We start from the raw sequence: 13,932 nt of genomic DNA on the forward strand, positions 1-13,932 counted from the left end.
CAAAACCTAAAAGATATCAACTAATTAAAATTTGAATAACTTTCATATCCAATTTCTTATTCTGATACTTATTCACAAAGATCCGTAAATATCCGGACATTGAAACCATCTTTCATCGGAGCTAAGATATGAAGGGCCGTTTCTCCTTTTCTTTTACTGATCAGGCTCTTGTCTACAGCAAAGAGAAATATACTTTTTCCCATTTGATTCTTAAGTAACCGGACAACAACTTCTTTATCGCCATCGTCCTCACCCTTTAAATATAAGAGATAGTATTCATCTGTCTTTTCTTTTTTGAAAAGTCTGGCGGATAAAGATATTGGATACAATGTTTCCTCATAAAACGCCTTACAATCAGGTTTATCTCCTACTAAACCTTGCATTAAAACAAACAATAGCAATAATAATTTCATATCAATAAGTTTATAATCAGAATTTTTTAAAGGTAGCAAACATCAGTACCGGATTATTATCGTCAGGAAGTTGAACGGCATCTTCACCTATCATAGAATTATATTCAAAGGGAGTCAGAGGAATTACAAACTGATTCCCGATACAACACATAGGATTCTCCGTATAATGGCATTTATAGGCTTCTGTTTCTTGCTGTAGAAATAAATGATCTGTTTCTTTATCTATCACCATATGATACTTATTTTCTTTGTACATAAATTCAGCACAAATATGAGATCCCGATTCCAACAAATTGAAATAGTAAACAAAATTCACATCGTTTAATTTATTTCTGAATTCAAGAGCATCTTTCCATTTTGTATCTATAAATTCTTGGCTAACCCATTTATTTCCGAAATCAAATATATAACGTGGCTTTACATCTGAAGAATCAATAGTATATACAGTAGAACTATATAAAGGTATATAAAGAATCTCACCATTTACATCTTGAAGAGTAACCCTCGGAGAAAAGCAAACATCCAAAGACTTATCATAAGGTAAATATTTGCTGATCTTTCCGGAAAAATCCTCCGAATTTATCGACAAATTATATTGCCATTCCTTTTCTTTCGAACAACGCTGATAATCAAATGCATACTTATCTTTGTTTACTTGACAAAACTGCATAGGAGCAGGAAATATAGGAAATTTTGTTTCCTTTATGAAATGACCATCCAGATCATAAGAAACAATTTTTCCCTGCATAGCATCTTGAATTTTAATCATATCTTCAAACTTATCTACAGCAACATCTGTTATTTGTACATATTCTCCCGGTCCATTACCAATAGCATCTATAGCAGAATAAAATTTGCCATCATCATTAAAGATAAAAACCCTATTAGTCAGTCTGTCTGTAATTATATATTTCTCATTATAATATAAAATTCTGTCAATCTGACCAATTTCATTATCATCTATTGTCTCCAAAGAGATATAGGCCACACTATCAAACATTGAATAGAAATCACTCTTCTGAGCTTCATCCACATTAACAACATATACAAGTCCTATACTCCTATTCTGAAATTGATGACATGAGAATAAAAAACAAAAACTTAATAATATAAATACAAATTTCTTCATAAGTAAAATAAATATTTTGATAAAAAAATGAAAGACTAATTTGAATTATTTTCTTAATAACTCAAATTAGTCTTAAAAAATTCACCTATAAGCACTAATATGGACAATTAAGTACACCTCCTGCTGTACAAGTCCAAGCACAACCATAATTAGTAACACGATAATTACCATGCCACCAACCAATTACCTCACCACACCCCAATGCTTCTACATTTTCAAGAGCTAGCTCAGATAGCTTCACATTATCTGCCTGCTGAACACCATTCCATCCTGCTAACAATGCAATAGCAGCAATTGTAATAACACCCATTACTTTTCTTTTCATTTTTCAAATATTTAGTTAGTTAACAACATTATCATTGTCTCATTCATGAAACAATTTTCTATAATCAATTTATTTAAGATTAATTTCTCCCCAAAGACAATCAGCCACATTGATTTCTTAACTCAACAAAATAATCTTCCTCATCAAATCCTCTTAAATCAACTGTAATATAGTCCGTCTCCGATACTTGGATCATTTCTTCATAAAAAGCCTTTCCGCCTTTCAATATATATATTGTTATATCGGAACATTTAGTATTACTATGAATGGATAAAACACCATCATTAACAAAAGCTGAGATCGGAATTGAGGAAGAAATGGAACGAGCATCTTCTTTCCAATTTCCACAAAAAGAAATACTTCTTTTTCCCTCCGCCAATACACTCTGTAGCAATAGACTACTGAAAACAAATAATGTACACATTACCCAAGCAAGCTTTTTTTGAGCTTTTACCATAACGATAATTTTAATAATTTCTACCTTGCAAAGGTATAAGGTTTAATATAATACCAATAGAGAACAAGTGGACAGCCAAGAGCACTCTAAGCATTGATAATAAACACTTTTAAAGAATTGAGCAAAGTAGAATATGGACAGCCTGTTTCTCAGTATTTCCAAAGGTAAGCTTCAATGGACATTTCACCCTCTAATGGAGTCGTCAAATGTTGATTGATCCGCTCTTTTAAACGTTGCCTACATTTAGTGACAGAAAAGAGATAATCAGAAGATAAAAACAAGATAGTCTTTTTAAGTATTTTCATTTTAGATAGCCAGTTTTAACCAGCTATCTAAAATGAATCTTTATAGAACAAATCAGAAATACGAATTTTTAATTTATCACTTTGTAATCATGCAAACTTATCAAAAATTATCCAATTGGACCTGGTGGCAAATAATGACCATATAAATTCATAACAACTAACTGATCATTAAATGTTATATATGACCTATTAGCAGTCCAAGTTGTACCATCCTTTTTCGTCATTGTAGGTTGATTATTTCTTGAATATGCATAGGATCCATACATCATTATAGAGTCAAAATCAAATTTTGATGACGCATAGCCATAAGGCCAAATGTCGAACTGATCTCTAGCAGGAATTTGAATATTCCTTTCATTTACTATTATATAATTGTCTCTCATTGGATGCTGATGCTCATGTAACATTCCTAATGCATGTCCAAGTTCATGCATAACAGTTCCTTTATTCCATCCTGCAATAAAAAGACTTAAAGTTTGTTTTCCACCTATTCGACCAAGATTTGAGTAGCTACCATTACCTATAATAATTTCGATATAATCTCCAGAACCCTGTCCCACTCTAAATAAAATATTACATGCACTTTCCCATTCATACATAGCATCATATATTATATTTTGATCTTTTAAAGAAACGTTAGAAGCAAATACAAAATAAACAACTTTATCTTGCCATATTTGGGATAATTCAGAAATAGAAATTCCACGAGATACATTCTTTTTAGCAAGTAATTCAACTTGTTTATCACTCAACAGTATATCACCACATACATATTGTTCATTTACTTTTGATAACTGCAGACCATTAGCAAGCCTTATGGTATCTTTTACTAGCGATTCAAATGCAATTTCTTGATAAATATTAACAGAATCACTTTCAACAGATAATGTTGATTTTACCAAGGCACCTATATCGGCTTCCAAAAGACTTTTTTCTAAAGGCAAATTACCATCACTACAACTCCATAAAAAAAATGAAGTAATACAAACTAAAACACTTTTCATATCTTATACAATTTTAATATTATAGTGGTGAATATATATATAAAAATAAGTATTATAAAAAACAAATTAATTATGAAATTTTCGTTTTTTCCAATATTTTTCTTAGAACATATTCCTTCTCAAATTTTTCTGTCATTTTTTGACTATTATTATATGAATATACATTATATGTAACAACTGTTATTAATAAAGTATATTCGTATCCTAGCTCATATTCAAATCTGTCTATTACAGATTCAAATGGAATCCATTTATCCATATAAACATTTGCATATTTGATCAATATACACTCTTTCTTTGAGTTTGAAATTGAATCTTTAATAATTACTGTATTGGGTGCAACAAAAATCGTATAAGTTTCAACCGAATGTACACTTTTTTTATTATTTTCAGGCAAATCATTATCATTACATGAAACTAAACAAAAAATACCAAAAACTACTATTATAAATAATCTCATACGAATCATATATTTAATTGTTTATTTATATATATGATGCTTTTAGGAATTTATTTACTGCATTATATATGTTAAATTATATCATTTAGAGCTATATAATAATACTGGATTTAGTTTTTGTATTGCTATTTTTATCCAGCACAAATAATATTTATATATTTTATGCAGCTTTTTATCATACAAATGCATCTATTGTTATAGATAAACAAAAGAATAACATCATGAATAAACTGTATTTTCTATTATTAATTTTTCCTACAATTATATGTAGTTGTAATAAATCTGAAAACGAAGTAGAAACTTCCACTATTGTAACATTTGAAAAAAATCCAATTGTATTAAATTCTGATCTACAAGAGACAGAGATTCAAGCAAGTTCAACTTATTGGATTATGACTGTCACTGATAAAAATAATTCTATAATTGAAGGTGATACAATTAATGGTAGTTGGTATACGCTCATTAAAAAAAATGGCGGTAAGTCCATATTAATAAAAGTAGCCAACAATCCTGAAAAAGAGCGCAAACTGTCTATTGGAATAAAAAAGATCAACTACTATTCTCTTTTAACAATAATACAAAAAGCAGAAGAAAAATAATTTGAAATTCAATTCTTATATTTTTGTATATAAATAGACTTTCATTCTCTACGTGTATTTTTTAATTAAAAAATAATTGATTGATAAAATAAATAGTCTTATATAAATAGGACTATTTATCAAAAAATACATTTATTACATTCATATTGCTTTTGACAATTTCTCTTATTCTTATAGTTTTACAATATACCACCTCCACCGGGGTAATATGAATTATTATTTGATAAATATATCTGGACTTGATCATCAGTCAATGCCGGTTGTTGTGAATCTATTTGACTCATTGTTGCTGGTGTAAACCATGTATCACTGCCAAAATCAGAATCTTTTTGAATCCCCATCCCCCAATTACAATGGACCATCATAACTTCATTTGTATTCCAATTCATTTGTACGCCATCCCATACCCATACATGACCACTTGTTGTACCATGCATAACTCCTGCTGTGATATGTGGATTATTTTTCATGATAAGATCTGCCAATTTATTTATATCAATATTCTTGTGATATTTTGTTTCTACTGAATATCCTTGTTTATCAGCCAAGTATGTCCCAATTTTACGAGGATCATACAAAATCCCCACGGTTGGATAATAATCTATACCAAGTGCAATACCTATCTCTTTACATAATTGGCTAACCTCAAATTGAGCATCTTCTCCAGGAACTGCCACAAATGCAAATTTTGAAAAATTATAAACGTAAGGTTTTCCATTTGCCATAATATCTGATTTAAATTTTGAATAAAAAGTCACTACTTGCGCAGTTGCTGTTGCCGCGCATCCCACTGGAGCATGCCCCTTTAAGGTCGGATGTGCATTCATCACAGGAAAAGCTTTAATTTGGCTATTATAAGGATATTCCTGATGCCAATGAGTGCAAAGTAAAGGTCCATGAGTAGTTATATCAGGACGTGCACCATAAGTATGTATAGTTTCTGACGGATTTTTATAATAATTTTCAAGATCATTTTTAACAATGAAAGGTATTGATTTTATAATATGAGCCAAAGGATAAATCCGGGCGGTATCACTAATATCCCCATGTGAATAGACATAAACTTTATTTATTCTTTCATCTCCTGTTGCAATTGAATAACCTAAAGTTCCGTCTGCTTCATGAAACTTCATTAAATACAAATCAACACTTACCGAATCAGGAATTTGTGGACCATTTGATTTAGTATTTGTTTCATGATTCCATTTAAAATGATAAGTTGTTTTTATTGATTCATCTACGATAATGCTATTTTCAGACTTTGTTAGAGATGAATTTCGAAGAGACTTGCTAAACTTGTTAAGAAGATCAAGTGTTACGCTTTCTACAAGAGAATTTTCCGCAATAGAACCTTTTAGAGATACTTGAGATAATTCTTCAACTTCTCTTTGATTACAACTGCAAAACAATAATACCATCATAACTGGCATTAATTTAAATATAGTCTTCATACTTTAATATTTTGAGTTCATAATAATACAAACTATTCATTTAAAAACAACTCTCCCCAAAGACAATCAGCCCATTGATTTTTCAATCCAATAGAATAAGTTCCAGATTCAAATTCACTCAAATCAATTGTAACACAATCAGTTTTCGATGCCGGAATCATTTCTTCATAAAGTACCTTTCCGTCTTTCGATATACATATTGTTATATCAGAACGTTGAGTACTACTATGAATGGATAAAACACCATCATTAATAAAAGCGGAGATTGGAATTGAAGGAGAAATGGAACGAGTATCTTCTCTCCATTCTCCCCAAAATGAAACCCTCTTACTCCCTTCCGCTGATATACTCTGTAGTAGTAAACAACTGAAAAAAAGAAATACACACATTGCCCCAACAGGCTTTTTGAGGTTCTTTGCCATAACGATAATTTTATTAATTTCTACTCTACAAAGGTATGCGGTTTATAATAGAAACAGATAAAAATAAACGGACAGCAAGTGGACAGACATGAACAGCCAGAACGCTAATATTAAGGCGTTTATCAATATCAAGCAATCACAAAATGTGGACAAGGCGTTTCCTAGTACTTCCAAAGGTAAGCATCAATGGACCTTTCTCCCTCTAACGGGGTTTCCAAATGCTGATTGATCCGCTCTTTCAAACGTTGCTTACGCTTGGTTACGGATGAAGGTGAAATAGCTAGTAATTCAGCCATAATGGAATTATTCAATTGTAATTTTATCAGGCAACAAATCAAAAGGTCATCATTCGTTAATGAAAAGTCTCTCCTCAACCTGTCAATCAGATTCGGATAAACGATATTCATTGAATTAAAGATTTCAGAACATCGGAATTCATCGATATATTCCGGATTGGATTTTAAACAATTAAGTATATTTATATGCTTAATCAATTGGGAACATAGATATCTTTGCCGCTCAGACAAATAAGTATTTTCAGTAACCAAGCGTTCATACGTTTTTAGTTCCTCCCCTTTTTCTTTTAAACGGGATACATATTTCTCTATATTTCTCTGCAATATTTCATTTTGAGACTGTAATGAAGCATTGTTTTGGCGAATTCGTTCAAATTCTTTCATCTGATCATTTATATGCTCCTGTGAGCCTACATGGTCCTCTATCTGAGAAGATAAGGCTTTTATAAGAGTCTCATTTTCATAAATTATATTTTCATTTTCATGTAAATGGTTTATACTCATCTCCAACTGCTTTCTATTTTCTTGAATTGTACGTTCCTTCTTGAGCAACTTATGTTGATAAAAATATATTAATATAGATATTATTACTAATAATATTATCGTTCCCCATAACAACTTGTTTTCTAAGTTATTGTTTATATTCAATAACTTTTCCTGTTTATACTTTACTTGAATTTCCGCAATCTCCGAACTGCGATTGATATTATCTACAGAATCTTTATAAATCCAATATTGTTCATTATATTGAATTGCATCTTCATATTTCCCTAAATCTCTACATAAATAATATAAAGTTTGTGTTGCATCTTGTTTTGTATAAGGATTAGTAGTATTCAATGCTTTTTCTAAATAAAAATAAGCTGAATCAGATTGTCCCATGCAATAATAAGTTTCTCCGATTCCTAAATAAGTTTGTGGCAAAGCAGAAATGTTATGTTTTTCTTCTATCTTCTTTGATTTATCAAGATAATACATACATGAATCAAGCATGGATAAAGATCTGTACACAGTCACGATTTCCCCATAAGCCAATGTTAAAGCTTTCAAACTTCCTGCCTGTTCTGCAATTCCTATTGCTTTTTTATAATAATCTAATCCTTTAGTCCAATCATTGTTAAGCGTAGAAACACGTCCCAAACAAGAATATGAGTTGGAAATCAATGTGCTATCTTTCAATTGAATTGAATAATCATATGCATTCTCATAAGCTTTCAATGCCAAGTCCGCCAAACCACGATAAGCATATAATGTACCTAAGTGAATATTTATCAAACAAAGCAACCTATAATCCGTCGTATTCTTTGCCGCATCCCTCGCTCGTAAATAATAATCAGCAGCTTCCTCCGCATTATTCAGATCATGGTTAACCCGCCCTTCATAATATAACGCAGTCGCTTTTCTTACCGGATCATTCTGTTTTTCAAAATAATCCAATGCTATATTGATGAGTGAATCAGAAATATGTTTGATATAGTTCTTGTCACGTGCCTGAGTGATCAACAGACACCATGTCGCATATTGAAATTTATCAGATGGAGAGGGTACTTCCATTGAATCCAATACCGCCAAAGCACTGTTTGGACAACGTTGCATAAGCAACTCTGCACGAGACAGTTCCGGCAATAACTCTTTTGGCTGTTCAGTACACATCACGAAAGAGAGCAGACAGAATACTATATAAGATAGGTATCTCATCGCTGCACGGCATAATTGTTATAGCCTCAAAGATAATGAAACAATTCAACCTAAAGCTATTAATAATCAATTTTTTCAATACAGCCACAAACTAATTATCTGAGTTCAAAACATGTTTTTTGAAACTTACTTCAATTTCTTTTGAATATTCATCACTTAGAAACACTCGTACAACGGCAGTCTTTATTATAAAGTATTTGCGTAGTATTGGTTTTGACGTGAATAATGATCTGTTTGCCGACAACTCTTGGTACTTCCGCAATGCGTTGGTGCGTGCAAATTACAGAAATATACGAAAAGGCGTTGAGCCGGATATGAGTTTCTTAGTTTTGTTTTTCAGGAATCTGATGATGGGAGAAAATAATGAGTTGAAAAATAGAACTATGATTATCAATCCATCTCAACATGTTGACCGAACAAGCACCGAACAAGCTAACCGAACAACTTGCAACTAATCGTAATTCTTATAAAAGATTCCCTCCATTATCAAAATGTCACTACTCTACCAGGTAAATCGGATTAATATACCGGGTAAATAAAAATACCCCAGCGGGTAATATTTTTTAACGTATCAATCCGTTTACAAAACACTTAAATAATAATCATATTGTCATTTGTAAGAAATATAACGAAAAGGGACTTTACGCCATCCGGTATTCCATAAAATATTCGAATCTCAATACTTAATCCGATACTTATCCAATACCTCTTTATAATTATCCTGCGCAGTCAAACAAGTATCCCGATAATAGAACATTTTCAATTCTTCGGTGATAATAAAGGGAACATGTCCGTTTGCAAGGCATTCTTTAAACAGGATCAGGCGACCAACACGTCCATTACCATCCTGAAAAGGGTGAATCACCTCAAAACAATGATGCCAGTCCAAAATGTCATCAAAAGATTTCTGTTTTTTCGAATTATAGGCTTTCAGCAGTGCCTTCATCTCCTTATGAACGTTCTCCGGCAGTGTTGTATCAGCACCGCCAACCTCATTTGGCAAACGTTTATAATCGCCTACGGCAAACCAATCTTTCCGGCTATCCGATGTGCCGGATTTCAGAATATTGTGCAATTCTTTAATGAAAGTCTCAGATAAAATCTCCTCAGCCCTGTCAAGGATAAGATCAATACACCGAAAATGGTTAGTGGCCTCGATAATATCGTCCACATTGATGCTTTCATCAGTTACTCCGATGGTATTGGTCTCAAAAATATAACGGGTTTGGTCATGAGTCAGACGACTGCCTTCGATGTGATTCGAGTTATATGTAAGATCGATCTGCGTTTTGTGATAGATACCGCCTTTCAATTTCATCTGCTTTTGTTCGCGCAACACGGCAAGCAAAGGCATAATCTTCACTTTCGACTTTTTCTGTAAAGGTAATTCCGCATCTTCCGGTATGTTCCATGTCTTGCCAGTAAGGAATGCACCCTCAATCTTTCCGACAGCGCAATAATTACGTGCCGTGCGCTCTGAAACACCGTACTTTCCTGCAAATTCTCCGACTGAAATATATTTCATATTCAAATTCTATCGGCAAGTTTTACACCGATTTTCACTTCAAAGATAACATATCTTGCCGATACCGGCAAGATATGGGAATAAGGTATAGTATAAATATTCCATAATTATACCTACCCTGAGTACAATTCCTGCTATTGCATCGTATATTTGCCCTCAACCTTTTTTCCTGCCGATAATTATGAGCAAGCCTGCACACAACCTTCGGCAGACCTGCTCATAATTATCGACAGGCTTGCAGACAATTGTCGACAGGCAATTTCGTCGGCAGAGAAACGGAAAGACTACGTGTTGTTTTTCAGGCACACAAGTATAAAACAAAATAAAAATGGGAATCAGATTCAAAATCCACGAAACGCCACGGCCGAAAGGCAGGAAAGGTCCGAAGTTAATCCATGCACGGGCATTGTGCGACAGCACGGTAAAAATGGATCATCTGTGTAAAATGATCTGCTCACGGTCGACGATCTCTTCGGCCGATGTGAAGGCAGTACTCGACTCATTTGTATGGGCGATCGGATTTTCTTTGGAAAGCGGGCAACATGTGGAACTGGAAGAGCTGGGACATTTCTCGCCCTCATTGCGTACCCGCCCATCCGTTGACGGGAAGAAAATAACCGTAACGGTAGACAACGTAAACTTCCGTTGCTCGGAAAAGTTAAAAGAAGAACTGAGAAATGCAGAACTGAAACAAGTCAAAACACCTAAAAAATTAACGTTCGATGAACGCGAAAAGCGAATGTTGGATTTTCTGGAACGGCACAAACAGATTACAACCCCGGATTATGCCGAGCTAAACGGCTGCTCGCGCTATCGTGCTACCGCCGATCTGAAACTATTCACAAAAAAAAATGTTTTATCCAAAATAGGAGGCGGCACGCATGTCATGTATGTATTAACTGCTGATAATAAATAAAATAGGAACAAATGAAACAAAAACGATCTTTTATCTTTTTCCTGCTGAGCTTCTTCTGCCTTTTCCAACTGGCGGCACAACAGGAACTGCAACCGTTACCTATCGATCCGCAGGTTCGTTACGGTAAACTTCCGAATGGTTTGACGTATTATATCCGTCATAATGAGTTACCAAAAGAACGGGCCGATTTCTATATCGCCCAAAACGTCGGTTCCATTCTCGAAGAAGAAAATCAGCGCGGGCTGGCACATTTCCTGGAACATATGGCATTCGACGGTTCCAAAAACTTCCCGAATAAGGGAATGGACGAATTTACTGAAAGTATCGGTATGCGTATGGGTGAAAATTTCAATGCTTATACCAGCTTCGATGAAACGGTTTATATGATCATGAATGCCCCGGTGACTCGCGAGAGTGTAGTGGATTCCTGCCTGCTGATCCTACATGACTGGTCCGGCTTCATCACGCTTGCCGATTCGGCCATCGAAAAGGAACGTGGTGTGATCCGCGAAGAATGGCGTACCCGCCAGGATGCACAAATGCGTATCTGGGAACAGCAGTTGCCGAAAATTTATCCGAACAGCCGTTATGCCAACCGCATGCCGATCGGTACGATCGACGTGATCAACAATTTCAAGCCGGACGAATTGCGCGCCTATTACCATAAATGGTACCGTCCCGACCTGCAGGGTATCATCATTGTAGGAGATATAGATGTCGACAAGGTGGAAGGCGCTGTAAAAAGAATATTTGCCGATATCCCCGCTCCTGTAAACCCCGCTCCGCGTACCATGTTCGAGGTTCCCGACAACGATATGCCGCTGATCTCCGTTGCGACAGACAAAGAGGCATCGAACACGATCCTCTCTATTTCATATAAACATGAAAAAATGCCGCAGGATATGTACGGAACGATTGCCGGACTGGTGAAAGATTATATCCAGAACATAGCGGCAACGATAATGAACGAACGCTTCAACGAAATGGTGCAGAAAGCCAATCCGCCGTTTGTTGCGGCCCAGGCTTCAGACGGTGATTTCATGGTTTCCAAGACAAAAGGAGCCTGGACAGTTGCTGCCCTGGTAAAAGATAACGAGGTCGACTCGGCCATGAATGCTTTGGTAACAGAGACAGAGCGGGTAAAACGTTTCGGCTTCACTCCTTCAGAGTATGACCGCGCCCGTATCAACGTACTGAAAGACTACGAATCGCTCTACAATGACCGCGACAAACAGCGTAACAGCACTTTCACCAATGAATATGTCCGCCACTTTACCGAAGGAGGATATATTCCCGGCATCGAAGCCGAATATGCATTGATCAACCAGGTTGCACAGGCTGTTCCGGTCGAACAGATCAACAAATATATACAGGATATGATCGGTGACAGAAATATCGTTATCAGCCTGACCGGTCCGGAAAAAGAAGGTATCACCCTTCCTACAGAAGAAGAATTGCTCCGCGATTTTATGAAGGCGCAACGCATTCCTGTAGAAGCCTATAAGGAAACAGTCTCCAACGAACCGCTGATCGCTGAACTCCCTGCTCCGGGTAAGATCACGGAGACAAAGGAAGACCCGCTGTTCGGTGCCACGATCCTGACATTGGGTAACGGTATCAAAGTGGTATTGAAACACACTGACTTCAAGAAGGATGAGATCCAAATGACGGCAACCAGCCCGGGAGGAAGTACTTTGTTCGGGAATAAGGACATCGACAACCTGAAAGTGTTCAACGACGTGATCGGCCTGGGTGGTCTGGGTAACTTCTCTGCGACCGACCTGAGCAAGATGCTGGCAGGTAAGAAAGTATCCTGTTCCACTTCGTTGGGAATGGATAGTGAGAACGTAAACGGTTCGTCCACTCCTGCCGACCTGAAAACGTTATTCGAACTGATTTATCTCAACTTCACGGCTCCACGCATGGATGAAGAGGCATATACTTCTTTTGAAAACCGCATGAAGGCACAGTTGAAGAATCTGGAACTAAACCCAATGGTCGCTTTCAGTGATTCGTTGACTAAAGCGATTTACGATAATAATCCGCGTGCCATGCGTATCGACGCTGCCGATTTCAAGAATATCAGTTATCCGCGTATCATGGAGATGTATAAAGAACGTTTCGGCGATGCTTCCGGTTTCGTTTTCACTTTTGTAGGGAATATCAACATAGACAGCATCCGCCCGTTGGCTGAACAATATTTGGCAACCCTTCCGGCAAACGGAAAGATAGAACAGGGTAACCCGAAAGAAGTACCTCCCATCCGCAAAGGCGATTACGTAAACCGTTTCAAACGCCCGATGGAAACCCCGAAAGCATCCGTCGTGAATCTCTATTCCGGACAGATGGATTACAATCTGGAAAATATCCTTACGGCAACCATGTTGAAACAGGTTCTCGACTTGGTATATACAGAAAAAGTACGTGAAGACGAAGGTGGTACTTACGGTGTGCAGACTTCCGCCCGCATCTCTTCCTTCCCCAAAGGACAGACATTCCTGCAGGCTTATTTCGATACCGACCCGGACAAACGCGAAAAGATGAACACGATCGTCCGCAACGAGCTGAAACGTATTTCCGACATCGGCCCGACTCCTGAATATTTCAAGAAAACACAGGACAACATCCTGAAACGTCATGCTGAAAACCTGCAGGAAAATGGTTACTGGCTGAATACGCTGGATAATTATTATTACAAAGGATTCGACGGGGAAACAAAATATGTTGAAACGGTCAACAGTATCACTCCTGCCAAAATACAGGCCTTCGCTAAGAAACTACTTGACCAGGGAAATAGTATCGAGGTGGTGATGGAGCCGTAAGACTATAATAACGAGTGCATAAAACAATTAGGAAATCGATCAACCAACGTTTTAAAAGAGATTACAGGTGGAAAACGAGGACGGATCTATATCTTAAAAAAATATGTTGA

The 13,932-nt window shown here is 35.9% G+C and carries 14 protein-coding genes; 4 read left to right on the top strand and 10 right to left on the bottom strand.

The genetic code is table 11. The features are described from left to right. Nucleotides 1-68: 68 nt before the first annotated feature. The 6 genes from DWX23_RS20180 to DWX23_RS20205 all read right to left on the bottom strand — a co-directional run bounded on the left by DWX23_RS20180 (nucleotide 69) and on the right by DWX23_RS20205 (nucleotide 4,102). Nucleotides 69-413 carry a hypothetical protein gene (locus DWX23_RS20180; RefSeq protein ID WP_122375784.1) on the bottom strand — a complete coding sequence of 115 codons (345 nt, stop codon included), beginning with the start codon at nucleotides 411-413 and terminating at the stop codon, nucleotides 69-71. Nucleotides 414-429: 16 nt separating this feature from the next. After that, complete coding sequence (locus DWX23_RS20185; RefSeq protein WP_122375785.1) at nucleotides 430-1,542, bottom strand: 6-bladed beta-propeller; 1,113 nt, start codon at nucleotides 1,540-1,542, stop codon at nucleotides 430-432. 94 nt (nucleotides 1,543-1,636) lie between these two features. Then, on the bottom strand, nucleotides 1,637-1,867 hold the full coding sequence (locus DWX23_RS20190; RefSeq protein ID WP_122375786.1) for an NVEALA domain-containing protein: 231 nt from the start codon (nucleotides 1,865-1,867) through the stop codon (nucleotides 1,637-1,639). Nucleotides 1,868-1,967: 100 nt separating this feature from the next. Then, complete coding sequence (locus tag DWX23_RS20195; protein ID WP_233587698.1) at nucleotides 1,968-2,324, bottom strand: DUF3244 domain-containing protein; 357 nt, start codon at nucleotides 2,322-2,324, stop codon at nucleotides 1,968-1,970. A gap of 412 nt (nucleotides 2,325-2,736) precedes the next feature. Continuing rightward, complete coding sequence (locus DWX23_RS20200; RefSeq protein WP_122375787.1) at nucleotides 2,737-3,633, bottom strand: M12 family metallopeptidase; 897 nt, start codon at nucleotides 3,631-3,633, stop codon at nucleotides 2,737-2,739. Between the two features lie 70 nt (nucleotides 3,634-3,703). Then, entirely contained in the window at nucleotides 3,704-4,102 is a 399-nt protein-coding gene (locus DWX23_RS20205; RefSeq protein WP_122375788.1) for a DUF4377 domain-containing protein, read from the bottom strand. A 212-nt stretch (nucleotides 4,103-4,314) separates the two neighbouring features. Here DWX23_RS20205 and DWX23_RS20210 point away from each other — a divergent pair, with 212 nt between their 5' ends. Further along, nucleotides 4,315-4,692 (top strand): hypothetical protein, encoded by a 378-nt coding sequence (locus tag DWX23_RS20210; RefSeq protein ID WP_122353253.1) that lies wholly within the window; start codon nucleotides 4,315-4,317, stop codon nucleotides 4,690-4,692. Nucleotides 4,693-4,871: 179 nt separating this feature from the next. Here the strand turns inward: DWX23_RS20210 and DWX23_RS20215 are convergent, their stop codons facing one another. The 3 genes from DWX23_RS20215 to DWX23_RS20225 form a co-directional block, all read right to left on the bottom strand. After that, entirely contained in the window at nucleotides 4,872-6,143 is a 1,272-nt protein-coding gene (locus DWX23_RS20215) for a C10 family peptidase (protein ID WP_122375789.1), read from the bottom strand. A gap of 32 nt (nucleotides 6,144-6,175) precedes the next feature. Then, nucleotides 6,176-6,565, bottom strand: coding sequence for a DUF3244 domain-containing protein (locus DWX23_RS20220; protein WP_122353255.1), 390 nt, complete (start codon nucleotides 6,563-6,565; stop codon nucleotides 6,176-6,178). A 161-nt stretch (nucleotides 6,566-6,726) separates the two neighbouring features. Beyond that, the gene (locus tag DWX23_RS20225; RefSeq protein WP_233587699.1) at nucleotides 6,727-8,514 is read right to left on the bottom strand and encodes a lipopolysaccharide assembly protein LapB; all 1,788 of its coding nucleotides are present in this window, start codon (nucleotides 8,512-8,514) and stop codon (nucleotides 6,727-6,729) included. Between the two features lie 164 nt (nucleotides 8,515-8,678). Here DWX23_RS20225 and DWX23_RS20230 point away from each other — a divergent pair, with 164 nt between their 5' ends. Then, on the top strand, nucleotides 8,679-9,014 hold the full coding sequence (locus DWX23_RS20230) for a hypothetical protein (protein ID WP_233587700.1): 336 nt from the start codon (nucleotides 8,679-8,681) through the stop codon (nucleotides 9,012-9,014). A 221-nt stretch (nucleotides 9,015-9,235) separates the two neighbouring features. Here the strand turns inward: DWX23_RS20230 and DWX23_RS20235 are convergent, their stop codons facing one another. Continuing rightward, nucleotides 9,236-10,084, bottom strand: a complete 849-nt coding sequence (locus DWX23_RS20235; RefSeq protein ID WP_122375791.1) for a Fic family protein — start codon at nucleotides 10,082-10,084, stop codon at nucleotides 9,236-9,238. Between the two features lie 328 nt (nucleotides 10,085-10,412). Between DWX23_RS20235 and DWX23_RS20240 the strand changes: the two genes are divergently transcribed. Further along, on the top strand, nucleotides 10,413-11,000 hold the full coding sequence (locus DWX23_RS20240; RefSeq protein ID WP_122375792.1) for an HU family DNA-binding protein: 588 nt from the start codon (nucleotides 10,413-10,415) through the stop codon (nucleotides 10,998-11,000). 11 nt (nucleotides 11,001-11,011) lie between these two features. Then, on the top strand, nucleotides 11,012-13,822 hold the full coding sequence (locus DWX23_RS20245; RefSeq protein WP_122375793.1) for a pitrilysin family protein: 2,811 nt from the start codon (nucleotides 11,012-11,014) through the stop codon (nucleotides 13,820-13,822). Nucleotides 13,823-13,932: the final 110 nt, after the last annotated feature.

Source organism: Parabacteroides sp. AF18-52 (assembly GCF_003479145.1).
GTDB classification, from domain to species: domain Bacteria; phylum Bacteroidota; class Bacteroidia; order Bacteroidales; family Tannerellaceae; genus Parabacteroides; species Parabacteroides faecis.

Excerpts from the sequence above, each read along its gene's own strand:
- DWX23_RS20180 (WP_122375784.1), bottom strand. The coding sequence starts at position 413 with ATGAAATTATTATTGCTATTGTTTGTTTTAATGCAAGGTTTAGTAGGA.
- DWX23_RS20185 (WP_122375785.1), bottom strand. The coding sequence starts at position 1,542 with ATGAAGAAATTTGTATTTATATTATTAAGTTTTTGTTTTTTATTCTCA.
- DWX23_RS20190 (WP_122375786.1), bottom strand. The coding sequence starts at position 1,867 with ATGAAAAGAAAAGTAATGGGTGTTATTACAATTGCTGCTATTGCATTG.
- DWX23_RS20195 (WP_233587698.1), bottom strand. The coding sequence starts at position 2,324 with ATGGTAAAAGCTCAAAAAAAGCTTGCTTGGGTAATGTGTACATTATTT.
- DWX23_RS20200 (WP_122375787.1), bottom strand. The coding sequence starts at position 3,633 with ATGAAAAGTGTTTTAGTTTGTATTACTTCATTTTTTTTATGGAGTTGT.
- DWX23_RS20205 (WP_122375788.1), bottom strand. The coding sequence starts at position 4,102 with ATGATTCGTATGAGATTATTTATAATAGTAGTTTTTGGTATTTTTTGT.
- DWX23_RS20210 (WP_122353253.1), top strand. The coding sequence starts at position 4,315 with ATGAATAAACTGTATTTTCTATTATTAATTTTTCCTACAATTATATGT.
- DWX23_RS20215 (WP_122375789.1), bottom strand. The coding sequence starts at position 6,143 with ATGAAGACTATATTTAAATTAATGCCAGTTATGATGGTATTATTGTTT.
- DWX23_RS20220 (WP_122353255.1), bottom strand. The coding sequence starts at position 6,565 with ATGGCAAAGAACCTCAAAAAGCCTGTTGGGGCAATGTGTGTATTTCTT.
- DWX23_RS20225 (WP_233587699.1), bottom strand. The coding sequence starts at position 8,514 with ATGTGTACTGAACAGCCAAAAGAGTTATTGCCGGAACTGTCTCGTGCA.
- DWX23_RS20235 (WP_122375791.1), bottom strand. The coding sequence starts at position 10,084 with ATGAAATATATTTCAGTCGGAGAATTTGCAGGAAAGTACGGTGTTTCA.
- DWX23_RS20240 (WP_122375792.1), top strand. The coding sequence starts at position 10,413 with ATGGGAATCAGATTCAAAATCCACGAAACGCCACGGCCGAAAGGCAGG.
- DWX23_RS20245 (WP_122375793.1), top strand. The coding sequence starts at position 11,012 with ATGAAACAAAAACGATCTTTTATCTTTTTCCTGCTGAGCTTCTTCTGC.